Annotated in this window: 17 protein-coding genes and 2 tRNA genes; 14 read left to right on the top strand and 5 right to left on the bottom strand. The window is 72.0% G+C overall.

Going from position 1 to position 24,081, the window contains the following annotated elements; translation table 11 throughout:
• Positions 1-48: 48 nt before the first annotated feature.
• Positions 49-1,050 carry an ornithine carbamoyltransferase gene (gene argF, locus ACIQ9P_RS04965; RefSeq protein WP_402349709.1) on the top strand — a complete coding sequence of 334 codons (1,002 nt, stop codon included), beginning with the start codon at positions 49-51 and terminating at the stop codon, positions 1,048-1,050.
• A 63-nt stretch (positions 1,051-1,113) separates the two neighbouring features.
• Here the strand turns inward: argF and ACIQ9P_RS04960 are convergent, their stop codons facing one another.
• Positions 1,114-1,674 carry a superoxide dismutase family protein gene (locus tag ACIQ9P_RS04960; protein WP_402349706.1) on the bottom strand — a complete coding sequence of 187 codons (561 nt, stop codon included), beginning with the start codon at positions 1,672-1,674 and terminating at the stop codon, positions 1,114-1,116.
• Positions 1,675-2,146: 472 nt separating this feature from the next.
• Here ACIQ9P_RS04960 and acnA point away from each other — a divergent pair, with 472 nt between their 5' ends.
• Positions 2,147-4,795: an aconitate hydratase AcnA gene (gene acnA / locus ACIQ9P_RS04955; protein ID WP_402349703.1), complete on the top strand. Its 2,649-nt coding sequence runs from the start codon at positions 2,147-2,149 to the stop codon at positions 4,793-4,795.
• Positions 4,796-5,037: 242 nt separating this feature from the next.
• Here the strand turns inward: acnA and pepN are convergent, their stop codons facing one another.
• A complete protein-coding gene (pepN, locus tag ACIQ9P_RS04950) occupies positions 5,038-7,602 on the bottom strand; it encodes an aminopeptidase N (RefSeq protein WP_402349700.1) in 2,565 nt (854 codons plus the stop codon).
• Between the two features lie 268 nt (positions 7,603-7,870).
• Between pepN and ACIQ9P_RS04945 the strand changes: the two genes are divergently transcribed.
• Positions 7,871-8,518, top strand: a complete 648-nt coding sequence (locus tag ACIQ9P_RS04945) for a disulfide bond formation protein DsbA (RefSeq protein ID WP_402349697.1) — start codon at positions 7,871-7,873, stop codon at positions 8,516-8,518.
• A gap of 112 nt (positions 8,519-8,630) precedes the next feature.
• Here ACIQ9P_RS04945 and ACIQ9P_RS04940 read toward each other — a convergent pair whose 3' ends face one another.
• Positions 8,631-10,055, bottom strand: a complete 1,425-nt coding sequence (locus ACIQ9P_RS04940; protein WP_402349694.1) for an amino acid permease — start codon at positions 10,053-10,055, stop codon at positions 8,631-8,633.
• Between the two features lie 377 nt (positions 10,056-10,432).
• On the opposite strand from ACIQ9P_RS04940, the gene ACIQ9P_RS04935 reads away from it, so the two are divergent.
• From ACIQ9P_RS04935 to ACIQ9P_RS04920, 4 genes are all read left to right on the top strand, one after another.
• Positions 10,433-11,041 (top strand): biotin transporter BioY, encoded by a 609-nt coding sequence (locus ACIQ9P_RS04935; protein ID WP_402349691.1) that lies wholly within the window; start codon positions 10,433-10,435, stop codon positions 11,039-11,041.
• 58 nt (positions 11,042-11,099) lie between these two features.
• On the top strand, positions 11,100-11,591 hold the full coding sequence (locus ACIQ9P_RS04930) for a ribose-5-phosphate isomerase (protein WP_402349688.1): 492 nt from the start codon (positions 11,100-11,102) through the stop codon (positions 11,589-11,591).
• 414 nt (positions 11,592-12,005) lie between these two features.
• Positions 12,006-13,235 (top strand): PP2C family protein-serine/threonine phosphatase, encoded by a 1,230-nt coding sequence (locus ACIQ9P_RS04925; protein WP_402349685.1) that lies wholly within the window; start codon positions 12,006-12,008, stop codon positions 13,233-13,235.
• Positions 13,236-13,740: 505 nt separating this feature from the next.
• The gene (locus ACIQ9P_RS04920; RefSeq protein ID WP_030397386.1) at positions 13,741-13,935 is read left to right on the top strand and encodes a hypothetical protein; all 195 of its coding nucleotides are present in this window, start codon (positions 13,741-13,743) and stop codon (positions 13,933-13,935) included.
• 36 nt (positions 13,936-13,971) lie between these two features.
• Here ACIQ9P_RS04920 and ACIQ9P_RS04915 read toward each other — a convergent pair whose 3' ends face one another.
• Positions 13,972-14,775, bottom strand: a complete 804-nt coding sequence (locus ACIQ9P_RS04915) for a DUF6348 family protein (RefSeq protein WP_402349682.1) — start codon at positions 14,773-14,775, stop codon at positions 13,972-13,974.
• A 244-nt stretch (positions 14,776-15,019) separates the two neighbouring features.
• On the opposite strand from ACIQ9P_RS04915, the gene ACIQ9P_RS04910 reads away from it, so the two are divergent.
• A complete protein-coding gene (locus tag ACIQ9P_RS04910; protein WP_402349679.1) occupies positions 15,020-15,613 on the top strand; it encodes a hypothetical protein in 594 nt (197 codons plus the stop codon).
• Positions 15,614-15,689: 76 nt separating this feature from the next.
• On the opposite strand, the gene ACIQ9P_RS04905 is transcribed toward ACIQ9P_RS04910, so the two are convergent.
• Positions 15,690-15,763: transfer RNA gene (locus tag ACIQ9P_RS04905), tRNA-Gly, on the bottom strand.
• Positions 15,764-15,940: 177 nt separating this feature from the next.
• On the opposite strand from ACIQ9P_RS04905, the gene ACIQ9P_RS04900 reads away from it, so the two are divergent.
• The 6 genes from ACIQ9P_RS04900 (at position 15,941) to ACIQ9P_RS04875 (ending at position 23,834) form a co-directional block, all read left to right on the top strand.
• Positions 15,941-16,014, top strand: a tRNA-Pro gene (locus tag ACIQ9P_RS04900).
• Between the two features lie 417 nt (positions 16,015-16,431).
• A complete protein-coding gene (gene tig / locus ACIQ9P_RS04895; protein WP_402349676.1) occupies positions 16,432-17,847 on the top strand; it encodes a trigger factor in 1,416 nt (471 codons plus the stop codon).
• 267 nt (positions 17,848-18,114) lie between these two features.
• A complete protein-coding gene (locus ACIQ9P_RS04890) occupies positions 18,115-18,732 on the top strand; it encodes an ATP-dependent Clp protease proteolytic subunit (protein WP_380303373.1) in 618 nt (205 codons plus the stop codon).
• Between the two features lie 57 nt (positions 18,733-18,789).
• The gene (locus ACIQ9P_RS04885; protein WP_030397391.1) at positions 18,790-19,452 is read left to right on the top strand and encodes an ATP-dependent Clp protease proteolytic subunit; all 663 of its coding nucleotides are present in this window, start codon (positions 18,790-18,792) and stop codon (positions 19,450-19,452) included.
• A 278-nt stretch (positions 19,453-19,730) separates the two neighbouring features.
• Positions 19,731-21,020, top strand: coding sequence for an ATP-dependent Clp protease ATP-binding subunit ClpX (clpX, locus tag ACIQ9P_RS04880; protein ID WP_350569305.1), 1,290 nt, complete (start codon positions 19,731-19,733; stop codon positions 21,018-21,020).
• Between the two features lie 174 nt (positions 21,021-21,194).
• Positions 21,195-23,834, top strand: a complete 2,640-nt coding sequence (locus ACIQ9P_RS04875; protein WP_402349672.1) for a valine--tRNA ligase — start codon at positions 21,195-21,197, stop codon at positions 23,832-23,834.
• Positions 23,835-24,081: the final 247 nt, after the last annotated feature.

Genomic DNA, 24,081 nt, shown 5'->3' with positions numbered 1-24,081 from the left:
TTCCCACTCGCCCGCCCGTCACCGTCACCGTCACCACAGGAGCCCGGCATGGCGTACAACCTCCGGAACAGGCACTTCCTCAAGGAGCTCGACTTCACCCCCCAGGAGTTCCGCTTCCTGGTGGACCTCGCCGCCACCCTCAAGGCGGCGAAGTACGCGGGTACCGAGCAGCCCCGGCTGCGCGGGAAGAACATCGCGCTGATCTTCGAGAAGACCTCCACCCGGACCCGCTGCGCCTTCGAGGTGGCCGCGCACGACCAGGGCGCCACCACCACCTACCTGGACCCGGCCGGTTCGCAGATCGGGCACAAGGAGTCGATCAAGGACACCGCCCGGGTGCTCGGCCGGATGTTCGACGGCATCGAGTACCGGGGGCACGGGCAGGCGGTGGTCGAGGAACTGGCCGCCCACGCGGGGGTGCCGGTCTGGAACGGTCTCACCGACGAGTGGCACCCCACCCAGATGCTGGCCGACGTGCTCACGGTCACCGAGCACACCACCAAGCCGCTGGCCGAGGTGACGCTCGCCTACCTCGGCGACGCCCGTTCCAACATGGGCAACTCGCTGCTGGTGACCGGCGCGCTGCTCGGCATGGACATCCGGATCGTCGCGCCGCGCGCGCTGTGGCCGGACGAGGAGGTGCGCAAGGCCGCGGAGTCGCTGGCCGGTGACACCGGGGCCCGGATCACCCTCACCGAGGACGTCGCCGAAGGCGTGGCGGGCGCCGACTTCCTCTACACCGACGTGTGGGTCTCGATGGGCGAGCCCAAGGAGGTCTGGGCCGAGCGGATCGCGCTGCTCCGGCCGTACCAGGTGTCGATGGAGACGGTGCGGGCGACCGGCAACCCGCGGGTGAGGTTCCTGCACTGCCTGCCGGCCTTCCACGACCTCGGCACGGTGCTCGGCCGCCAGCTGTTCGAGGAGACCGGGATGGCCGAGCTGGAGTGCACCGACGAACTGTTCGAGTCGGCGCACTCCGTGGTCTTCGACCAGGCCGAGAACCGGCTCCACACCATCAAGGCCGTCCTGGTCGCGACCCTCGGCGGCTGACGCGCCCCCGGCGGCCGGGGCGCGCCCCGGAGCCCGGCGCGCCCGGCGCTCCGGCCACCGCGGCTACCGCGCGTCGTACTCCGGGCCGTCGAGGCCGTCCAGGTTCACGCAGGCGGCCCGCTCGGCGGCGGTGTGCGCGCCGGTCGGCGTGCCCGCGTGCAGGACCGCGGAGCGGGCCTCGCCCGGCCGGGGCCGCCAGGCGACCGAGGCGGCGGCGGTGCCGTCACCGTGCCCGTCGGTGTGCAGGTCGAGCCGCAGTTCGTTCCGGTCGTTCGCGTAGGCGGGGTCGGTGGACGGGCTGACCGGGTCCACCGCGTCCTGGTAGTGCGGGCCGGAGGCGGCCGGGTCGGCCCCGCAGCGGCCGGTGTGCAGGTGCACCGGGAAGTCGTGGTCGGCGGCGACCCCGGAGACGCTCATGGTGAGGATCGTGCGGCCGGGCACCGAGCGGTCGACGATCACCCGCACGTGCGAGCCGAACGGCACCAGGTCCGGCGCGTGGCTGATCGCGGTCGGCGGGAGGAAGGCGGTGGCCGGGTCGAAGTCGGCCTCGGTGACCGAGACCGGCGAGGCGGCGGGCACCAGCAGGGCGAGCGGGAGCAGGGCGGCGGCGAGCGGAGCGGGCATCGGCGGACCTCTTCGGGTGGGGGCGCGCGCACCCGGGCCGGGGCGCGGCGGACCTGACACCCCCTTCAACGGCCCCGCGGGCACCCGGACACGCCCGGTCCCGCCCCTCGTCACCGGCTCGACCCGCCCCTCGCCACCGGCCCGACCCGCAGGCCGGGCGCACGCGCGCGCCGGGCGGTCCCGCTCGCCGCCCCCGCCGCCCGGGAGTGCCCGGCCACCGGAGCGGCGGGGGGTGCGTGGCGCGGTCCCGGGGGGAGGGGGCAGGCTGGAGGTGGTGCCGACGTGGCGGACGCGGCGCCATGCACTATGGTTTATCTCGACATCGAGATAACTCCGCCGTACGATATATCTCGACATCAAGATACTTGCCGAGAGGCGCTCACCGGCGGTGCGGGCAAGGTAAGCCTAAGTAAGGCTGACCTTACCACCGTGGCGGCCGGATACCGCACGAAGCACCTAGAAGGAGTCAGTCGTGTCCGCGAACAGCTTCGACGCCCGCAGCTCGCTGCAGGTGGGCGACGAGTCGTACGAGATCTTCAAGCTCTCCGCCGTCGAGGGGTCCGAGCGGCTGCCCTACAGCCTCAAGGTGCTGCTGGAGAACCTGCTCCGCACCGAGGACGGCGCCAACATCACCGCCGGCCACATCCGGGCCCTCGGCGACTGGGACGCCGACGCCCAGCCGAGCCAGGAGATCCAGTTCACGCCCGCCCGCGTGATCATGCAGGACTTCACCGGCGTGCCGTGCGTGGTCGACCTCGCCACCATGCGTGAGGCCGTCAAGGAGCTGGGCGGCGACCCGGCCAAGATCAACCCGCTGGCCCCGGCCGAGCTGGTCATCGACCACTCCGTCATCGCGGACAAGTTCGGCACCCCGGACGCCTTCGTCCAGAACGTCGAGATCGAGTACGGCCGCAACAAGGAGCGCTACCAGTTCCTGCGTTGGGGCCAGACCGCCTTCGACGAGTTCAAGGTCGTCCCGCCCGGCACCGGCATCGTCCACCAGGTGAACATCGAGCACCTGGCCCGCACCGTCATGGTCCGCGGCGGCCAGGCGTACCCGGACACCTGCGTCGGCACCGACTCGCACACCACCATGGTCAACGGCCTGGGCGTGCTGGGCTGGGGCGTCGGCGGCATCGAGGCCGAGGCCGCGATGCTCGGCCAGCCGGTCTCCATGCTGATCCCGCGCGTCGTCGGCTTCAAGCTGACCGGCGAGCTGCCGGCCGGCACCACCGCCACCGACCTGGTGCTCACCATCACCGAGATGCTGCGCAAGCACGGTGTGGTCGGCAAGTTCGTCGAGTTCTACGGCGACGGCATCGGCTCGATCCCGCTGGCCAACCGCGCCACCATCGGCAACATGTCGCCGGAGTTCGGCTCGACCTGTGCGATCTTCCCGATCGACGCCGAGACCATCAACTACCTGAAGCTCACCGGCCGCGACGCGCAGCAGCTCGCCCTGGTCGAGGCGTACGCCAAGGAGCAGGGCCTCTGGCACGACCCGTCGGTCGAGCCGGTCTACTCCGAGTACCTGGAGCTGGACGTCTCCACCGTCGTCCCGTCGATCTCCGGCCCGAAGCGCCCGCAGGACCGCGTGGTCCTGGCCGAGGCCGCCGCGAAGTTCGCCGAGGCGCTGCCGACCTACTCCGCCGAGGCGTCGAAGCCGACCGCCGTCACCGCCCCCGACGGCTCGTCGTACGAGATCGACAACGGCGCGGTCGTGATCGCCTCGATCACCTCCTGCACCAACACCTCCAACCCCTCCGTCATGCTGGGCGCCGCCCTGCTGGCGAAGAAGGCCGTGGAGAAGGGCCTGACCGTCAAGCCGTGGGTCAAGACCACCCTGGCCCCCGGGTCCAAGGTCGTCATGGACTACTACGAGAAGGCCGGCCTGCTCCCGTACATGGAGAAGCTGGGCTTCAACCTGGTCGGCTACGGCTGCGTCACCTGCATCGGCAACTCGGGCCCGCTGCCCGAGGAGGTCTCGGCCGCGGTCAACGAGGCCGACCTCGCCGTCGTCTCGGTGCTCTCCGGCAACCGCAACTTCGAGGGCCGGATCAACCCGGACGTCAAGATGAACTACCTGGCCTCCCCGCCGCTGGTGGTCGCCTACGCCCTCGCCGGCAACATGAACATCGACATCACCCGGGACGCCCTCGGCCAGGACGCCGACGGCAACGACGTCTTCCTCGCCGACATCTGGCCCTCCGAGCAGGAGGTCGCCGACACCGTCGCCGGCTCCATCGACGAGGCCATGTTCGACAAGGGCTACCAGGACGTCTTCGCCGGCGACCACCGCTGGCAGTCGCTCCCGGTCCCGACCGGCAACACCTTCGAGTGGGACGCCGAGTCGACCTACGTCCGCAAGCCCCCGTACTTCGAGGGCATGGCCAAGACCCCGAGCCCGGTGAACGACATCGCCGGCGCCCGCGTCCTGGCCAAGCTGGGCGACTCGGTCACCACCGACCACATCTCCCCGGCCGGCAACATCAAGCCGGGCACCCCGGCGGCGCAGTACCTGACCGCCAACGGTGTGGAGAAGCGCGACTTCAACTCCTACGGCTCGCGCCGCGGGAACCACGAGGTCATGATCCGCGGCACCTTCGCCAACATCCGCCTGCGCAACCAGATCGCGCCGGGCACCGAGGGCGGCTACACCCGCGACTTCACCCAGGCCGACGCGCCGGTGTCGTTCATCTACGACGCCTCGCAGAACTACCAGGCCGCCGGCACCCCGCTGGTCGTCCTGGCCGGCAAGGAGTACGGCTCCGGCTCGTCCCGCGACTGGGCCGCCAAGGGCACCGCGCTGCTCGGCGTCAAGGCCGTCATCGCCGAGTCCTACGAGCGCATCCACCGCTCGAACCTGATCGGCATGGGCGTCCTCCCGCTGCAGTTCCCGGAGGGCGAGAACGCCGACTCGCTGGGCCTGACCGGCGAGGAGACCTTCTCCTTCACCGGTGTGACCGAGCTCAACGAGGGCCGCACCCCGAAGACCGTCAAGGTCGTCGCGGGTGACAAGGAGTTCGACGCGGTCGTCCGCATCGACACCCCCGGTGAGGCGGACTACTACCGCAACGGCGGCATCCTGCAGTACGTGCTGCGCAGCCTGATCAACGGCTGACCACCGCGCTGACGCCGAGGAGGCCGGACCGCACCCGCGGTCCGGCCTCCTCCGTCGTTCCCGGGGAGCTCCGCGCACCCGCCGCCGCGACCGCCGTCCGCCGCGACCGCCGTCCGCCGCGACCGCCGCGCGTCGATCGGGGTGCCCCCGGACGCCGCCGCGCGCCCCGTGGCCGGACACGTGTCGGCCCCCGCCGCGACCGGGTGTCGCGACGGGGGCCGAACGGTCGGCGGCGGAGCCGGTCAGCCCCGGTCGGCGGCCTGCGCCCGCAGCGCCCGGGCCAGGTCGTCCCGGCGCTCCAGCACCAGCCGGCGCAGCGCGGGCGCCGCGTCCGGGTGGCCGGTCAGCCAGGCGTCGGCCTCGGCCAGCGTGGCCCCGTCGACCTGGGACTGCGGGAAGAAGCCGCCGACGATCCGCATCGCGATCTCGATCGTCCGCTCGGACCAGACCCGCTCCAGCAGCTTGAAGTAGGGCGCCGCGTAGAGGGCGGTCAGGTCACGGTGGCCGGGCACCGCGAAGCCGGCGATGTTGGCCTCGACCAGCGCGTTGGGCAGCTCGTCGGAGTCGATCACGGCGGACCAGGCGGCGGCCTTGGCCTCCGGGGTGGGCCGGGCGGCCAGGCACTGGGTGTGCTGGCGGCGGCCGCTCGCGGTGTTGTCGGCGGCGAGCTCCCCGGCCAGCTCCTCCTCGCCGGCCTGGCCGGCCGCGGCCAGGGTCAGCCACAGGGCCCAGCGCAACTCCTGGTCGACCTCAAGGCCGTCGATCCGGGCGGTGCCGGCCAGCAGGCCGCGGACCAGGCCGAGGTGCTCGGAGCCGTTGGCGGTCTGGGCGAGGAACCGGGCCCAGGCCAGCTGGTGGTCGCTGCCGGGCGCGGCGGCGCGCAGTTCGTTCAGCGCGCTGTCGGCGAGCAGCCGGCCGCCCTCGCCGCGCCAGGCGGGGTCGGCGTAGAGGTCGACGGCGGTCCTGGCCTGGAGGTGCAGCGACTGCAGGACGCCGATGTTGGCCTCCTGGCCGCCGAACCGCAGCACCAGCGCGACGTAGTCGCGGGCCGGCATCAGGGCGTCCCGGGTGAGGTTCCAGACGGCGGACCAGGCGAGCGCGCGGGCCAGGTCGTCCTTGATGTCGCCGAGCCCGGTCCGCAGGGTCTCCAGCGACTCCTCGTCGAAGCGGATCTTGCAGTACGTCAGGTCGTCGTCGTTGAGCAGGACGAGCGCGGGCCGGGCGCGGCCGGCGGCGCCGTCGACGACGGTGCGGGGGCCGGTGACGTCCAGTTCGAAGCGCTCGGTGCGCACCAGCGCGCCGTCCGCGTCGCGGTCGTAGAGGCCGACGGCGATCCGGTGCGGGCGCTGGACGTCGCCGTCCTGGACGACGGCGAGTTCGGTGATCCGGCCCTCGGCGTCGGCGGTGAGCTGCGGGGCGAGGGTGTTGACGCCGGCGGTCTGCAGCCAGGCGGCGGCCCAGGACCTGAGGTCGCGGCCGCTGGTGTCCTCCAGGATGTCCAGCAGGTCGCCGAGTTCGGTGTTGCCGAAGGCGTGCCGCTGGAAGTAGCGGCGGGCGCCCTCGAAGAAGGCGTCGGCACCGGCGTAGGCGACGAGCTGCTTGAGCACCGAGGCGCCCTTGGCGTAGGTGATGCCGTCGAAGTTGAGCTTGGCGTCCTCCAGGTCCCGGATGTCCGCCGTGATGGGGTGGGTGGTGGGGAACTGGTCCTGCCGGTAGGCCCACGCCTTGCGCTGGTTGGCGAAGGTGACCCAGGCGGCCTGGAAGCGGGTGCCGGCGCCGACCAGCCCGTAGGAGCCCATGAAGTCGGCGAAGGACTCCTTCAGCCACAGGTCGTCCCACCAGCGCATGGTGACCAGGTCGCCGAACCACATGTGCGCCATCTCGTGCAGGATCACGTTGGCGCGGGCCTCGTAGGCGGCGTCGGTGACCTTCGAGCGGAAGACGAACTCCTCGCGGAAGGTGACGCAGCCGGGGTTCTCCATCGCGCCGATGTTGTACTCGGGGACGAACGCCTGGTCGTACTTGCCGAAGGGGTACGGGTAGTCGAACTTCTCGTGGAAGAAGTCGAGTCCGAGCTTGGTGACGCCGAGGATCTCGTCGGCGTCGAAGTACGGGGCGAGCGACCGGCGGCAGAGCGCGGCGAGCGGGATGTCGAGCACGGTGCCGTCGGCGAGGGTGCGGCTGTAGTGGTCGCGCACGACGTGGTACGGGCCGGCGACGACGGCGGTGAGGTAGGTGGAGATCGGCTTCGTCGGCGCGAACTCCCAGGTGCGGGCGGCGCCGTCCGCGGTGACGCGGTCGTGCGCGGCGTTGGAGCGGACGTCCCAGGCGGCCGGAGCGGTGACGGTGAAGCTGAACGGCGCCTTCAGGTCGGGCTGCTCGAAGGTGGCGAAGACCCGGCGGGCGTCGGCCGGCTCGTAGTGGGTGTAGAGGTAGGTCTCGCCGTCGGCCGGGTCGGTGAAGCGGTGCAGGCCCTCGCCGGTGCGGCTGTAGGCGCAGTCGGCCTCGACGGTGAGCACGTTCTCGGCGGCGAGACCGTCGACGCGCACCCGGGCGCCGTCGTAGGCGGTGGCCGGGTCGAGGGCGCGGCCGTTCAGGGTGACGGCGCGGACGGCGGGGGCGAGCAGGTCGACGAAGGTCGAGGCGCCCGGTTCGGCGCAGCGGAAGGCGACGGTGGTGGTGGACCGGAAGGTGGCGGCCGCCGGATCGGGGGCCGAGGTCAGGTCGAGCCGGACCCGGTAGCTGTCCACGGTGAGGACGCTGGCCCGCTGCTGGGCTTCGTCACGGCTCAGGTTCTTGCCCGGCACGGCGGTACTCCTTTGTCCGGCTCGCACGGTGGTGCGGTCTTCGCTGGTGCAGTGGTACGGCGCGCTGTGGCGCTGCGGGGGCATCCTTTCACGCCCCCCGCGCCGGTACCATTGCACAACTCGTCGGGGTGGGCCGGAATCACCGGCCGGGTCCGGGTGTTGGGGGGTGACGGGGCGGTCGCGCGGGTCCGCGCGGAGCCGTTCCCCGACCGCCTTCCCGCCGCTCCTCCCCGGACGACTCCCGGACGACTCTCGAAGGACGACAGCCGTGACGACTGCCGCTGGTTCCGCTTCCACCGACCGCAAGACCGCCGACTTCTGGTTCGACCCGGCCTGTCCGTGGGCGTGGATGAGCTCCCGCTGGCTGATCGAGGTCCAGCAGCTCCGTCCGGTGGACGTGAACTGGCACGTCATGAGCCTGTCGGTGCTGAACGAGCACCGCGACCTGCCGGCGAACTACCGGGAGCTGCTGGACAACGCCTGGGGCGCGGTGCGGGTGTGCATCGCCGCGGCGGAGAAGCACGGCGACGAGGTGCTGGGCCGGCTGTACACCGAGCTGGGCACCCGCTTCCACAACCAGGGCCTGCCGCAGAACCGGGAGACGATCGAGGCGGCGCTGGCCGCGGCCGGTCTGCCGGTGGAGCTGGCGGACGCGGCCGGCAGCGACGCCCACGACGACGCCCTGCGGCTGTCGCACCAGCAGGGCATCACCCTGGTCGGCGAGGACGTCGGCACCCCGGTGATCGCGGTCGAGGGCGCGGACGGCGACCGGGTCGCGTTCTTCGGCCCGGTGGTGACCCCGACCCCGCGCGGCGAGGCCGCCGCCCGGCTGTGGGACGGCACCCTGCTGGTGGCCTCCACCCCGGGCTTCTACGAGCTCAAGCGGACCCGCACCGCGAGCCCGTCCTTCGAGTAGCGGTCGTCGCGCAGGACCGTCGCACGCGGCCGTCGCGCAGGACCTTCGCACACGCGGGCGGGGCCCGGTACCAGCTGGTACCGGGCCCCGCCCGCGTGTCGTGCCCGGTCCGTCAGCCGGTGGAGCCGGTCGCGGCGGCGGCGTCCCGGCGCTGCTTCACCAGCCCGGCGGTGACCAGCAGCGCGACCAGCACGCCGGCGGCGTACAGCTGCTCGCGGTTGCCCTCGGTGGTGGTCATCAGCGCCAGGATGCCGACGACGGCGGCCATCGCGAGCCAGGTCAGGTACGGGTAGCCCCACATCCGGACGGTGAGCAGCTCGGGCGCCTCGCGCTCCAGCCGGCGGCGCATCCTCAGCTGGACGGCGCAGATGAACAGCCAGACCACCAGGATGGCGACGCCGGTGGTGTTCATCAGCCAGGTGAAGACGGTGTCGGGCCAGAACTTGGCGGCCAGGACGGCGCCGAAGCCGAACAGGCAGGAGGCCAGCACGGCCCGGCGGGGGACGCCGCCGCTCACCTTGGCGAGCGCGCGCGGGCCCTGACCGCGGCCGACCAGCGAGTACGCCATCCGGGAGGCGCCGTAGATGTTGGCGTTCATCGCGGACAGCAGCGCGATCAGCACCACCACCTGCATGATCGTCCCGGAGCCGGGCACCCCGAGGTGGCTCAGCACGGTGACGTAGGGGCCGTCGGCGACGACCGCCGGGTCCTTCCACGAGACCAGGGTGACGACGAGCGCCATCGAGCCGATGTAGAAGATCGCGATCCGCCAGACCGCGGTGCGCACGGCGTTGGCGACGTTGCGCTTGGGGTCGTCGGACTCGGCGGCGGCGATGGTGACGGTCTCCAGGCCGCCGTAGGCGAACACGGAGGCGAGCAGGCCGACGATGAGTCCGCTGGTGCCGTTGGGCAGGAAGCCGCCCTGGCCGGTGAGGTTGGCGGTGCCGGGGGCGCCGGGGCCGATCACCCCGGCCAGGCCGAGTCCGCCGAGCACCAGGAAGGCGAGGATCGCGGCGACCTTGACGGTGGCGAACCAGAACTCGAACTCGCCGAAGTTCTTCACCGCGGTGAGGTTGCTGGCGCAGAAGAACACCATGAACAGGGCGACCCAGACCCAGGCGGAGACGCCGGGGACCCAGCCGTTGACGATCTTCCCGGCGGCGGTGGCCTCGGCGGCGACACCGCAGCAGAGCATCACCCAGTACATCCAGCCCGCGGTGATCCCGGCCCAGGGGCCGATCTCCTTCTCGGCGTGCACCGAGAAGGAGCCGGAGGCGGGGCGGGCCGCCGACATCTCGCCGAGCATCCGCATGATCAGCATGACCAGCAGGCCGGAGAGCGTGAAGGCCAGGATGATGGCGGGCCCGGCCGCCGCGATGCCCGCGCCGGAGCCGACGAAGAGGCCGGCGCCGATGACGCCGCCGAGGGCGATCATCGACAGGTGGCGCTGCTTGAGCCCGTGCGAGAGCTGTTGGCCGCCGCCCGGCGGAGCGGGCGTGGTGGTCCCGGGCGCCGTGGGCGCGGAGGTGGGGGCCATGGGGGTGGGATCCAGACTGTTCGACATGCGGTGCGAGTTGCCCAATATCCGGGGACGAGGCCGTCGGCGCCAAGAATGTCCGGATCGGGCCCAGAATGCGGACCCCATGGTAACGCTGCCCGCCCGCCCGGTTGCCGAGAGTGGCGAGAACGGGCCGGGCGGGACCGGAGGCCGGTGGCAACCGGCCGGACGGGGTCGGGAGCGGGCCGGGCGCGGGCGGCGGAAGGGGGCGGGACCCGACAAGGACGGGGTCCGGGGGTTTGTCCGGATCCATGACGGTCCCCGGGGTGATCGCCGCGTAGGTTCGGAGTGATCACTCACTCTCGTCCGCCGGCCCCGCGGCCGTCCGGATCCGCGCCGTGCCGAGGAGAAGCCCGATGGCCACCGCCAGTACCCCCGTTCCCAGCCGTGCCGTCCTGGCGGACCTGCTGCCCGCCGCCGGCACCCGCCTCGGCACGCAGGCCCGGGACCTCGCCCTGGTGGCCGGGGGCGCCGCCCTCACCGGCCTGGCCGCTCAGCTGTCGGTGAACGTCCCCGGTTCCCCGGTGCCGGTGACCGGCCAGACCTTCGCCGCGCTGCTGGTCGGCACCGCGCTCGGCGCCCGCCGCGGCGTCGCCTCGCTCGGCCTCTACCTGCTGGCCGGGGCGGCGGGGGTGCCGTGGTTCGCCGAGGGCACGGCCGGCTGGTCGGCGGCCTCGTTCGGCTATGTGATCGGCTTCGTGCTGGCGGCCGGCCTGGTCGGCGCGCTGGCCCGGCGCGGCGCCGACCGCTCGCCGGTGCGCACCGCCGCCGCCGTGGTCCTCGGCAGTCTCGCCATCTACGCCGTCGGGGTGCCGTACCTGGCGTTCGCCCTCGACGTGCCGCTGGCCCGCGCCGCCGAGCTCGGCCTCTACCCGTACCTCGTCGGCGACGCCCTGAAGGCCGTGCTGGCGGCCGGCGCCCTCCCGCTGGCCTGGAAGCTGCTCGGCGGCCGCCGGGACGCGTGACCGGGGCTCACCGGCCCCCTGCGGAGCCCGGGTACGGACGCATGCCACACTCATGGGCATGCGCGTGTACCTGGGCTCCGACCATGCCGGCTACGAACTGAAGAACCACCTCGTGGAGTGGCTCAAGGAGGCCGGCCACGAGCCGGTCGACTGCGGGCCGCACATCTACGACGCCCTCGACGACTATCCGCCGTTCTGCCTGCGGGCAGCCGAGCGCACCGCCTCGGACCCGGAGGCGCTGGGCATCGTGATCGGCGGCTCGGGCAACGGCGAGGCGATCGCCGCCAACAAGGTCAGGGGCGTCCGCGCCGCGCTGGCCTGGAGCGAGCAGACCGCCGCGCTCGGCCGCGAGCACAACAACGCCAACGTGGTCTCCATCGGCGGCCGGATGCACACCGAGGAGGAGGCGACCAAGTTCGTCGAGATCTTCCTCAACACCCCGTACAGCGGCGAGGAGCGCCACACCCGCCGGATCGACATGCTGTCCGTGTACGAGACCACCGGTGAGCTCCCGCCGATCCCGGCCCACCACCCGCAGCAGGAGGGCTGACCCTCCCGTCCGTCCCGGCTCCCACGACCGGCCGCGCCCCGACGGCGCGGCCGGTCGTCGCGTTCCCGGACCCGTTCCCGGACCCGCTCCCGGTGGCGCGCCGGGGCCCGGGGGCACCCGGAACCGGCCGTACGGCGGCTGAACGGCAGCTGGACGGCAGCTGTGTGATCACCGTGTGATCGCTGTGTGATCGGCCACAGCGCGCACCCCGGCGCGTGCCCCGTCCGACCGCCCGCGCGCGGGCCGCGTGCGCCGCCCGGGCGGTTCGTACGCCCCGTGCCCGTACGCCTCCTGACGCCCCGGACGCCGCCCGCCGCAATCGGCCGAAACCCGCTGACACGCCCGCGCCACCGGGACGCCGCCACCGCCCCGGCCGTCGACGCCGACCGGGAGTGCTGGATATGGTCGGTCCCCATGGCTGGCAGACCGCAGGGCGCACCGCCCCGGACGACTGCGACGAGGCCCGGCGCCGTACCGGCGTCCGACCCCGTGACGGCCCGGTTGCGCAAGAGGCTCCGCCGGGTCCGCCGAAGGCTGCGCACTGCCGCCGTCGACTGGTTCCGCGGCGGCGCCGCCGACTGGCCGGTGTTGTGCGCGCTGGCCCTGCTGGTGCCGCTGCTGATCGTGCTCAACGTCCGCTGGCCCGCCTGGGCCCCGCCCACCGCGCTGGTGCTGCCGATCCTGGCGGCCGCCCTGCTGCTGCGCCCCGGCTCGCTGGTGGTGCTGTACGCGCTCGCCGCGCTCGGGCTGTCCGCCGAGTCGGTCATCCACACCGGCCAGCGGGTCGCCAGCGACCATCCCGAGTCCTACACCTACGGCGTCACCCCCGGCGCCGCCCTGGTGGTCGGCGCGGCCGGGGTCGGCGGGCTGCTGCTGGCCCAGTTCCGCAGCCGGGTCGGCGTGCCCTGGTGGGGCGGCTCGACGATGCTGTTCGACCTGCGCGAGCGGCTGCGGGTGCAGAGCCGGGTGCCCGGGCTGCCGGAGGGGTGGCACGCGGACATGGCGCTGCGCCCGGCCGGCGGGCAGTCCTTCTCGGGCGACTTCGTGGTCGCCGACCGCACCGGCCCGGGCCGGCGGGTGCTGGAGGTGGTCCTCGCGGACGTCTCCGGCAAGGGCATGGACGCGGGCTCCCGGGCGCTGCTGCTCTCCGGGGCCTTCGGCGGACTGCTCGGCTCACTTCCCGCGCACGACTTCCTTCCCGCCGCCAACGGCTATCTGCTGCGGCAGTCCTGGGAGGAGGGCTTCGCGACGGCCGTGCACCTGGTGCTGGACCTGGACACCGGCGAGTACGAGCTGCTCTCGGCCGGCCACCTGCCGGGGATGCAGCGGCTGGCGGGCGCCGGCCGCTGGGAGACCAAGGAGGCCCTGGAGGGCCCGGCGCTGGGCATCTACGACGGCGCCAAGTTCGAGGGCGTGCGGGGGCGGCTGAACCGCGGCGACGTGCTGATGCTGTGCACCGACGGCATGGTGGAGGCGCCCGGCCGGGACCTCTCCGAGGGCATGGACCGGCTGATGGGCGAGGCGGACCGGCTGGTGCCGGGCGGCGGCCCGGGCGCCGGCGGCGGCTCGGCCTCCCGGCTGATCGAGACGGTCGCCCGGGACATCAACGACGACCGCGCGGTCCTGCTGATCTGGCGCGACTGAGCGCGGCGTCCGGGTCCGGCGGGGTCGGCGGGCGGTGGCACGTGCCACCGGCAGCTGCTGTCAAGCCCCGGAGCTGATCTTCGGCCAATTCCGCCGCCCCGGAGACGGAGCGGACCTGCCGGTTCCGGTCCGACCCGCCGAACGTTCCCGGCCGCTCAGCGGTACCCCGCCGACGAATCGTCAGGATGTCTCGACTATCGTCCCGGTCGGCGGAAACTCGTCTCGCATCGCAGGATGACGGCGTTCGACAGACAGTCAGACCTTTACGCAATCGGCACGTTCGACCACACTGAGTCCGGGCGGGACTGTTCAGGATTCGGGGGATGGGGGGCGCCACATGCGGCACGACGGACACCGTGCGGTCGTACCGGGCGGCCTTCCCTCCGGCCTCGACGTGCCGGACGAACTGCTGTTCCGCCTCGGGACCGTCGGACAGGCCGGGGTCCGGCTTCGCAGGGGTCGTCAGCCGGTGGCGCCCCGCTATGAAACGAGGAAGTGAGTCCGGGTGGCACTCTCCGTCTCCGCGCTGGTCCTGTTCGGCATCGTCTGCTTCATCTTCATCCGCCAGAAGCAGCTCAAGACCGGGCACTTCATCCTGGCCGCCCTGTTCGGCTTCATGCTCAACCAGAGCACGGCCGCCAAGCCGATCCAGGACTTCCTGAGCCAGGTCGCCAAGTCCATCTCCGGCATCGCCAGCTGACCTGCGGCCGCCGGCCCTCCGCGGCCGGCGAACCGTTCACCGGTCCGCGCGTCCCGCCCGCCGCCATCGGGCGAACAGGCCCCGCGGGCGTGCCGCCGCCACGGCCGCCGGCCGGGCCGGACCGGCCCCGTCGGCGCCCGTCGCCGGGAGCGGCGGGGCCAGGGGCTCCCCGTGCGCCGTCAGCAGCACGAACAGCCTTGCCCAGCACAGCCGTTCGCCGCGCGGCCAGTCCAGCGCCCGGAGCGCAGCCGAGGCCGCCTCGCTGACCTCGCCGTCGACCCGGACCTCCGCCACGTCGTCCCCCGCGCGGCCGCCGAGGAACAGCTTCACCCCGTGCGGCCGCCGCCCGCCCGGTCCGGAGAGCTCCGCCAGCAGCGCCGGTGCCAGCGCCGGCAGCACCCGGTTCCCGGCCAGCCAGGCGGCCAGCCGCTCGTTGCCGAACCCGAACACCGCCGCCGGCCCCTGGACGGCGTGCCAGCCGGGCAGTTCGGGGTGATCGGCGTGGTCGCCGTGCGCGCCGCGGCCCTCCGCCAGCTCCACCAGGGCGCTCGCCGTGGTGGTCGCCCACATCCGCACCGCGTTGTCGAGCTTCTCCTCCTCGGTCTTGCCGAGACCGGCCGTGCAGTCCCACACCACCGGCGCGTCCGCCCGGCCGAGCTCCAGCACCCAGCCGAGGTCGACGTGTCCGGCGCCCTCGCCGTCCTGGTGCTCGCGCACCGCCACCGCCGTGGTGCCCGGACCGCGCACCACCTCGCCGTCGGCGGTGAACACCTGCCCGAGCCGTGCCATCTCCCGGACCACGCAGCGCTGTATGACGGCCAGTCGGTCCTGCGGGCGCACGGGGACTCCTCCGCTCGGGGCTTCGAATCGTCTCGAACTGTCGTCTGCCCGTCGAACTGCTCTCGAACGCCGCCGAGGCTATCGGCCCGGAGGCCCGCCGGGAAACCGCCCGGGCCCTTCCGGTCCGGCCCCGGGCGGCCCCGGAGGCGCCCGGGGCCGCGGGCCGCCCACTCCGGTCGCGGAAATGTCGTGGATGCCCCACTTTGGGTAGCGGACACCACTGGCACCGCCTGGAGATCGCCGCATGCCCCGCACCGCCCCGAACCCCCCGTCGGCACCGATGGCAGCCCCGGCCGCCTCCGGCCCGGCCGCCGCCCGCCCGGTCGCCTCCGGCCTGGTCGCCGAGATCGAGGCGTACCTGGCCTCGTTGCCCGCCCCCGCGCGCACCCCGGCGCCCTGCCCCCCGCTCGACGGCGGCCCCCGGGTCTGCCCGCTCGGCTCGGTGCTCCGGCCCTGGTACGCCGACCACGCCCCGCCCCGCGCCACCCTGCTCGACCGGGTGCTGCGCCGCCCGGCCCGGCCCGTGCCGGTGACCGCCGCCGAGCACCTCGGCCTCGCCTCCCGCTACATCGCGGCGCACGGATGGCTGCAGGGCGCGATGTGGGACGGGGCCGGCCGGGTCTGTCTGCTCGGCGCCCAGGCGGCGGTGCTGGCCCACGGCTACGGCACCCCGGCCACCGTCCGCACCGCCCGGGTCCAGCTGATGGAGGTGCTGCACGCCACCGGCCGCCGGGTGAGCTCCCCGGACGAGTACAACGACCGGCCCTCCACCCGCCAGTCCGACGTGCACCGGCTGCTGGACCGGGCCGCCGCCCGCGCCGCCCGGCTCGGCCTCTGAACGCCCGCGCCCACCGCGCGGTCCCGGACGCGCGAACGGCCCCGACGGATGCTCAGCATCCCTCGGGGCCGTTCTGTGGAGCGGGCGACGAGAATCGAACTCGCGTGACTAGTTTGGAAGACTAGGGCTCTACCATTGAGCTACGCCCGCGCGAACCTCCGGCCGTCACCGGACGGAAGGTCGGGAACAGCGTACCCGGTCCGGCCGCCCGCGCGCACACCCCATTCCCGTGAGGGCCCCGGAGCATTCCCGCGCGGGCCTCGGAACGGCCTCGGAATATCTCGCCGATCCGGCAGGGCCCGGCGTGTACGCTTCCTCTCGGCACCACGGGGTGTGGCGCAGTTTGGTAGCGCGTCCGCTTTGGGAGCGGAAGGCCGTCGGTTCGAATCCGGCCACCCCGACAGAGTGCGCAGGGTCTCGCCCACGGCGGGGCCCTGTTGTCGTTGGCTCCCCGGCGTCCCGGGAAAGAGTGCCGCACGCCACACCGGGGGCGCGCGCCCCCGGGCGCGGCCCCGCCCCCGATCGCCCTCGAACGTGCCGGAAGCACCCCGGAACGGCCCCGGAAGGCCCCCGACGGCGGCGCGCTGGCGTCCGCCTTTCGTGGTACCGGTAGGATGGGGCGCTGGCGGTAGTCCCTGTGGCGTCCACCCAGGTCGACCGCACGAGGGCGAGGAGTCACGCTCACCGTCCACCCCCCACGGGAGATGCAGCTCCAACCGCCCATCGCCCGTCTCGCCCGTCTCGCCCGCATCCGGCTCCGGCCGGTCGTTCGGGGAGGGCGAGGCAACCCGACCGCAAGCCCCATAGGAGACCCAACCGTGAAGAGCGCCGTCGAGACTCTGAACCCGACCCGGGTTCGACTCACCGTCGAGGTGCCCTTCGAGGAGCTCAAGCCCAGCCTCGACGCGGCGTACAAGAAGATCAACCAGCAGGTCTCGGTCCCGGGCTTCCGTAAGGGCAAGATCCCGAACCGGGTCATCGACCAGCGCTTCGGCCGTGGTGCCGTGCTGGAAGAGGCCGTCAACGACGCCCTGCCGCGCTTCTACACGCAGGCCGTCGACGAGGGCAAGATCGAGGTTCTCGGACAGCCCGACATCACCAACATCGAGGGTGTCGAGACGCTCGCCGATGGCGGCGACCTGAAGTTCACCGCCGAGGTGGACATCCGTCCGGAGATCACTCTCCCGGACTTCTCGGCCATCGAGGTCACCGTCGACCCGATCGTGGTCTCGGACGAGGACATCGACAAGTCCCTGGAGCAGCTGCGCGAGCGCTTCTCCTCGGTCAAGGACGTCGAGCGCGCCGCGGCCGCCGGCGACACCGTGGTCCTCGACCTGGAGGCCAAGGTCGACGGCGAGGTGCCGGAGGACGGCACTGCCGCCGGCGTCAGCTACGAGATCGGCTCGGGCCGTCTGATCGACGGCATCGACGAGGCCGTCCTCGGCCTGGAGGCCGGTGGCACCGCGACCTTCACCACCGAGCTCAAGGGCGGCACCCAGGCCGGCCAGACCTCCGAGGTCACCGTCACGGTCACCGCGGTCCAGGAGAAGGAGCTGCCGGAGCTGGACGACGAGTTCGCCCAGCTGGCGAGCGAGTTCGACACCCTGGAGGACCTGAAGGCCGACTCCCGCAAGCGCCTTGAGCGCATGAAGGAGTACGACCAGGCCACCCAGGCCCAGGAGAAGGTGCTGGACGCGCTGCTCGGCCTGGTCGAGATCGAGTTCCCGGAGAAGCTCCTCAAGGACGAGATCGAGACCCGCAAGCACAACCTCGAGCACCACCAGCTGGAGCCGATGGGCCTCACCCTGGCGGCCTACCTGGAGACCCAGGGCAAGTCGGAGGACGAGTTCCTGGCGGAGACCGAGGAGCAGGCGAAGAAGGGCATCAAGACCCAGTTCGTCCTGGACCAGATCGTCGCCGACGAGGAGCTCAACGTCTCCCAGGAGGAGCTGACCGAGCACCTCATCCGTCGCGCCGCCGGCTCGGGCCTCACCCCGGACCAGTTCGCCCAGCAGGTCGTCCAGGGCGGCCAGGTTCCGCTGCTGGTCGGCGAGGTCGCCCGCGGCAAGGCGCTGGCCACCGTGGTCGAGGCCGCCAAGGTCGTCGACACCGAGGGCAACGAGGTCAACTTCGACGACGACGAGGCCGACGAGTCGGCCGAGACCGTCGAGGCCCCGGCCGCCGAGGCCGAGGCCGAGGTCGAGGCCGAGGTCGAGGAGAAGACCGGGGCCTGACCACCCCGGTAGTCCCGCTCGCCCCGAGCCGCGACAGCGGGCCCGGACGCCGTACGGTGTCCGGGCCCGCTGCGTTGTGTCCGCGAACCCTGCGCTCACAGCGAACAGTTCTGCGTGAGGGATTCTGCGGCCCGGCCTGCGCGTTAGGGTCCATGGACAGCAACAATCACGACGTGATACCCGGAAGCTGTGCGACACCGTGACGGCCGTGGAGCGACCGTCCAAATCGACTGAGCAGGTGGCTAAGTGACGTACCCGCAGATGCAGATGCCCGGCCCGATGGCGCCGCACGCCGCCGCTGGTGACGTGCTCGGCGGCCTCGGCGACCAGGTCTACAACCGGCTGCTCAACGAGCGGATCATCTTCCTCGGTCAGCAGGTCGACGACGACATCGCCAACAAGATCACCGCTCAGCTGCTGCTGCTGGCCGCGGACCCGGACAAGGACATCTTCCTCTACATCAACTCCCCGGGCGGCTCGATCTCGGCCGGCATGGCGATCTACGACACCATGCAGTACATCAAGAACGACGTCGTCACGATCGCGATGGGCATGGCGGCCTCGATGGGTCAGTTCCTGCTGACCGCGGGCGCCAAGGGCAAGCGCTTCTCGCTGCCGAACGCCAACATCCTCATGCACCAGCCGTCCGCCGGCCTCGGCGGTTCGGCCACGGACATCCGGATCCAGGCCGAGCAGCTGCTGCGCACCAAGAAGCGGATGTCGGAGCTGATCGCCTTCCACAGCGGCCAGTCCTTCGAGCAGATCACCCGGGACTCCGACCGTGACCGCTGGTTCACCCCGGAGGAGGCCCTGGAGTACGGCCTGATCGACGCGATCATGCACAGTGCCGCGGACGTCCCCGGCGGCGGCGGCACCGGCGCCTGAGCCCCGTCCCGGGCCCACGAGACCACAGCCACAACGCTCCGGAGGACCAGAACACCCATGAACATCCCCAGCCTGTCGGCCGCCAAGGCCCGCGTCGAGGACATGCGAGCGGAGGGCCGCTACATCGTCCCGCGCTTCGTCGAGCGCACCTCCCAGGGCATCCGCGAGTACGACCCGTACGCCAAGCTGTTCGAGGAGCGCATCATCTTCCTCGGCTCCCAGGTGGACGACGTGTCGGCCAACGACATCATGGCGCAGCTGCTGTGCCTGGAGTCGATGGACCCGGACCGCGAGATCCAGATGTACATCAACTCGCCCGGCGGCTCGTTCACGGCCCTGACGGCGATCTACGACACCATGCAGTACGTCAAGCCCGACATCACCACCGTCTGCATGGGCCAGGCGGCCTCGGCGGCGGCCGTGCTGCTGGCGGCGGGCACCCCCGGCAAGCGGATGGCGCTGCCGAACGCCCGCATCCTGATCCACCAGCCGTACACCGAGACCGGCCGCGGCCAGGTCTCGGACCTGGAGATCCAGGCCCGGGAGATCTTCCGGATGCGCGAGCAGCTGGAGGAGATGCTCTCGAAGCACTCCAACAAGTCGGTCGAGGAGGTCCGCGAGGACATCGAGCGCGACAAGATCCTCACCGCCGAGGAGGCCGTCGAGTACGGTCTGGTCGACCTGGTGATCTCGACCCGCAAGGCATCGCTGACCTCCTGAGGCCGGCACCCCCGCGGCGCCGTCCTCGGCCCGCGGGGGCCGGGGGCGGGGCGTGCGAGCCGATCGCGCGCCCCGCCCCCGGCACACCGGCGGCTCCTCCGACGGCATCTGTTCGGTATCAATTCGCCCAGGGCGTAGGGCAGACCCGGCGAAGAGGGCGGAATCGACGGCTCGGCAGAGTACCGTCGGACAGCGAGACCGATCGCCGTCGGCGTCGTCGGTCCACAGCACCAGGCCCCGGAAACCCCGCGGGGCCCCTGGCGAAGGGGAAGCACCTCGTGGCACGCATCGGAGACGGTGGCGACCTGCTCAAGTGCTCGTTCTGCGGCAAGTCGCAGAAGCAGGTGAAGAAGCTGATCGCCGGCCCAGGCGTGTACATCTGCGACGAGTGCATCGACCTGTGCAACGAGATCATCGAGGAGGAGCTCGCCGAGACCTCCGAGGTGCGCTTCGAGGAGCTGCCGAAGCCCCGCGAGATCTACGAGTTCCTCGACCAGTACGTGGTCGGCCAGGACCTCGCCAAGAAGGCGCTGTCGGTGGCGGTCTACAACCACTACAAGCGGGTGCAGGCCGGCGAGGCCGGCCGCAGCGGCGGGAACGGCCGCGAGGACGCGATCGAGCTGGCGAAGTCCAACATCCTGCTGCTCGGTCCGACCGGCTCCGGCAAGACGCTGCTGGCGCAGACCCTGGCCCGGATGCTGAACGTGCCGTTCGCGATCGCGGACGCCACCGCGCTGACCGAGGCGGGTTACGTCGGCGAGGACGTCGAGAACATCCTGCTCAAGCTGATCCAGGCGGCGGACTACGACGTCAAGAAGGCCGAAACCGGGATCATCTACATCGACGAGATCGACAAGGTCGCCCGGAAGAGCGAGAACCCGTCGATCACCCGTGACGTCTCCGGCGAGGGTGTGCAGCAGGCGCTGCTGAAGATCCTGGAGGGCACCACCGCCTCGGTGCCGCCGCAGGGGGGCCGCAAGCACCCGCACCAGGAGTTCATCCAGATCGACACCACGAATGTGCTGTTCATCGTGGGCGGCGCGTTCGCGGGCCTGGAGCGGATCATCGAGGGCCGGGCGGGTGCCAAGGGCATCGGCTTCGGGGCGAACATCCGCTCGAAGCGGGAGCTGGACGCCAGCGACCACTTCCGCCAGGTGATGCCGGAGGACCTGGTCAAGTTCGGCATGATCCCCGAGTTCATCGGCCGCCTCCCGGTGATCACCAGCGTGCACAACCTCGACCGCGAGGCGCTGCTGCAGATCCTCACCGAGCCGAAGAACGCGCTGGTCAAGCAGTACCGCAAGCTCTTCGAACTCGACGGCGTGGAGCTGGAGTTCTCCCGGGACGCGCTGGAGGCCATCGCCGACCAGGCGATCCTGCGCGGCACCGGCGCGCGCGGTCTGCGGGCCATCATGGAGGAGGTGCTGATGTCCGTGATGTACGAGGTCCCCTCGCGCCAGGACGTCGCCCGGGTGGTCGTGACCGGGGACGTCGTCTCCAAGCACGCCATCCCCACCCTGGTGCCGCGCGACATGATCAAGCGGGAGCGGCGCGACAAGAGCGCCTGAGACCCCTCCGGCCCGCCGGTCCGTTCGTCCGGACCCGGGCCGGGACGAGGGCCCCGGTACCGCCTCCGCGGCGGTACCGGGGCCCTCGTGCTTCCGCCCGGGAACGGTGGTCCGGGTGTCCGGGGGGTGAAAGGCGTTCGTAACCGGGTTCCCGGGTTACGTAAACTGTTCGTCGTGACCGACACCACGAACCAGCGCCCCGCGAACACACCCGCCGGGGACGACGCAGCCACCCTCCCGACGACCTACGCTCCGGCGGACGTAGAGGGCGAGCTGTACGAGCGCTGGGTAGAGCGCGGTTACTTCACCGCCGACGCCGCGAGCGACAAGCCCCCGTTCACCATCGTCATCCCCCCGCCGAACGTCACCGGCTCGCTGCACCTGGGCCACGCCTTCGAGCACACGCTGATCGACGCCCTGGTCCGCCGCAAGCGGATGCAGGGGTTCGAGGCGCTGTGGCAGCCCGGCATGGACCACGCCGGCATCGCGACCCAGAACGTGGTCGAGCGCGAGCTGGCCAAGGAGGGCAAGTCCCGGCACGACCTGGGCCGCGAGGAGTTCGTCGAGCGGGTCTGGAAGTGGAAGGCGGAGTCCGGCGGCCAGATCTCCGGCCAGATGCGCCGGCTCGGCGACGGCGTCGACTGGTCGCGCGAACGCTTCACCATGGACGAGGGCCTGTCCCAGGCCGTCCAGACCATCTTCAAGAAGCTCTTCGACGACGAGCTGATCTACCGCGCCGAGCGCATCATCAACTGGTGCCCGCGCTGTCTGACCGCCATCTCGGACATCGAGGTGGAGTACCAGGACGACGACGGCGAGCTGGTCTCGATCCGCTACGGCGAGGGCGAGGACTCCATCGTCGTCGCCACCACCCGCGCCGAGACGATGCTCGGCGACACCGCGGTCGCCGTCCACCCGGACGACGAGCGCTACCGGCACCTGGTCGGCACCGAGATCGAGCTGCCGCTCACCGGCCGCCGGATCCCGATCGTCGCCGACGAGCACGTCGACCCGGAGTTCGGCACCGGCGCCGTCAAGGTGACCCCGGCCCACGACCCCAACGACTTCGAGATCGGCCAGCGCCACGGCCTGCCGAACATCGCGGTGATGGACGAGCACGCGGTGATCACCGTGCACGGCCCGTTCCTGGGCCTGGACCGGCTGGAGGCCCGCTCGGCGATCGTCGCCGCGCTGCGCGCCGACGGCCGGATCGTCGCCGAGAAGCGCCCGTACGTCCACTCGGTGGGCCACTGCTCGCGCTGCAAAACCACCATCGAACCGCGGCTCTCGATGCAGTGGTGGGTCAAGGTCGGCCCGCTGGCCCAGGCGGCCGGAGACGCCGTCCGGGACGGCCGGGTCAAGATCCACCCGCAGGAGATGGAGAAGCGCTACTTCGACTGGGTGGACAACCTGCACGACTGGTGCATCTCGCGCCAGCTGTGGTGGGGCCACCGGATCCCGGTCTGGTACGGCCCGAACGGCGAGATCGTCTGCGTCGGACCCGACGAGCAGCCGCCGGCCGGCGAGGGCTGGCACCAGGACACCGACGTCCTGGACACCTGGTTCTCCTCGGGCCTGTGGCCGTTCTCCACGCTGGGCTGGCCGGAGCAGACCGAGAGCCTGGCGAAGTTCTACCCGAACTCCGTCCTGGTCACCGGCTACGACATCCTGTTCTTCTGGGTCGCCCGGATGATGATGTTCGGGCTCTACGCGATGGACGGAACCCCGCCGTTCCACACCATCGCGCTGCACGGCATGGTCCGGGACCAGAACGGCAAGAAGATGTCGAAGTCCTTCGGCAACGTCGTCAACCCGCTGGACTGGATGGACAAGTACGGCTCGGACGCGCTGCGGTTCACGCTGGCCCGCGGCGCCAACCCGGGTGTCGACGTCCCGATCGGCGAGGACTGGGTCCAGGCGGCCCGCAACTTCGCCAACAAGATCTGGAACGCGACCCGGTTCGCGCTGATGAACGGCGCCACCGTCGAGGGCCCGCTGCCCGCGCCGGAGGAGCTGACGGCCGCGGACCGCTGGATCCTGTCGCGCCTGAACAGCACGGTCGCCGAGGTGGACGCGCTGTACGACGACTACCAGTTCTCGAAGCTCTCCGAGGCGCTGTACCACTTCGCCTGGGACGAGGTCTTCGACTGGTACGTGGAGCTCTCCAAGACCACCCTGGCCAAGGGTGGCCCGCAGGCCGACGCCGCGCGCCGGGTCCTCGGCGAGGTCCTCGACATCACGCTGCGGCTGCTGCACCCGATCGTGCCCTTCGTCACCGAGACGCTGTGGACCACGCTCACCGGGGCCGAGTCGCTCGTCATCGCCGACTGGCCGCAGGACAGCGGGTTCCGCGACGGCGGCGCCGAGGCGGAGATCGCCACCCTGCAGCGGGTCGTCACGGAGGTGCGCCGGTTCCGCACCGACCAGGGCCTGAAGCCGGGCCAGCGGGTCCCGGCCCGACTGGACCTCGACGGCACCGTGCTGGCCGTGCACGAGGACGCGATCCGCTCGCTGCTGCGCCTGACGGTGCCGGAGGAGGGCTTCGCGGCCACCGCCTCGCTGCCGGTCGCCGGTGCCACCGTGGCGCTGGACCTGTCCGGCACGATCGACGTCGCGGCGGAGCGCAAGCGTCTCGCCAAGGACCTCGCGGCGGCCGAGAAGGAGAAGGCCCAGACCGCCGGCAAGCTCGGCAACGAGGCGTTCCTCGCCAAGGCGCCGGACGACGTGGTCGCCAAGATCCGGACCCGTCAGGAGGCCGCCGAGGCCGACATCGCCCGGATCACCGCCCAGCTCGCGGCGCTGCCGCAGGGCTGACGCGCCGGCGGCTCCCCGGAGCCGCCGCCCGGTCCGACCGGAGCCGCACCCCGCCGACGCGGGGTGCGGCTCCTCCGCTTTTCCGGATGTCGGCTGATCGGGCCTCCCAATAGCCCAATCCATTGCTCCCTTCCGGCGAATATTCGTCCTGGACCGGGTGAGGTCCTATTCCGCCCGAATTGATTCCGGTCTTGCCCGCGCGGTTTCGCGGAATTTCGCAGGTCGGATGTGTACGGTGTGCTTCGAG

Source organism: Kitasatospora sp. NPDC094019, from assembly GCF_044764505.1.
Taxonomy (GTDB): domain Bacteria; phylum Actinomycetota; class Actinomycetes; order Streptomycetales; family Streptomycetaceae; genus Kitasatospora.
The sequence above is the reverse complement of the archived record's forward strand: the minus strand, read 5'-3'. Positions and strand labels throughout refer to the sequence as shown.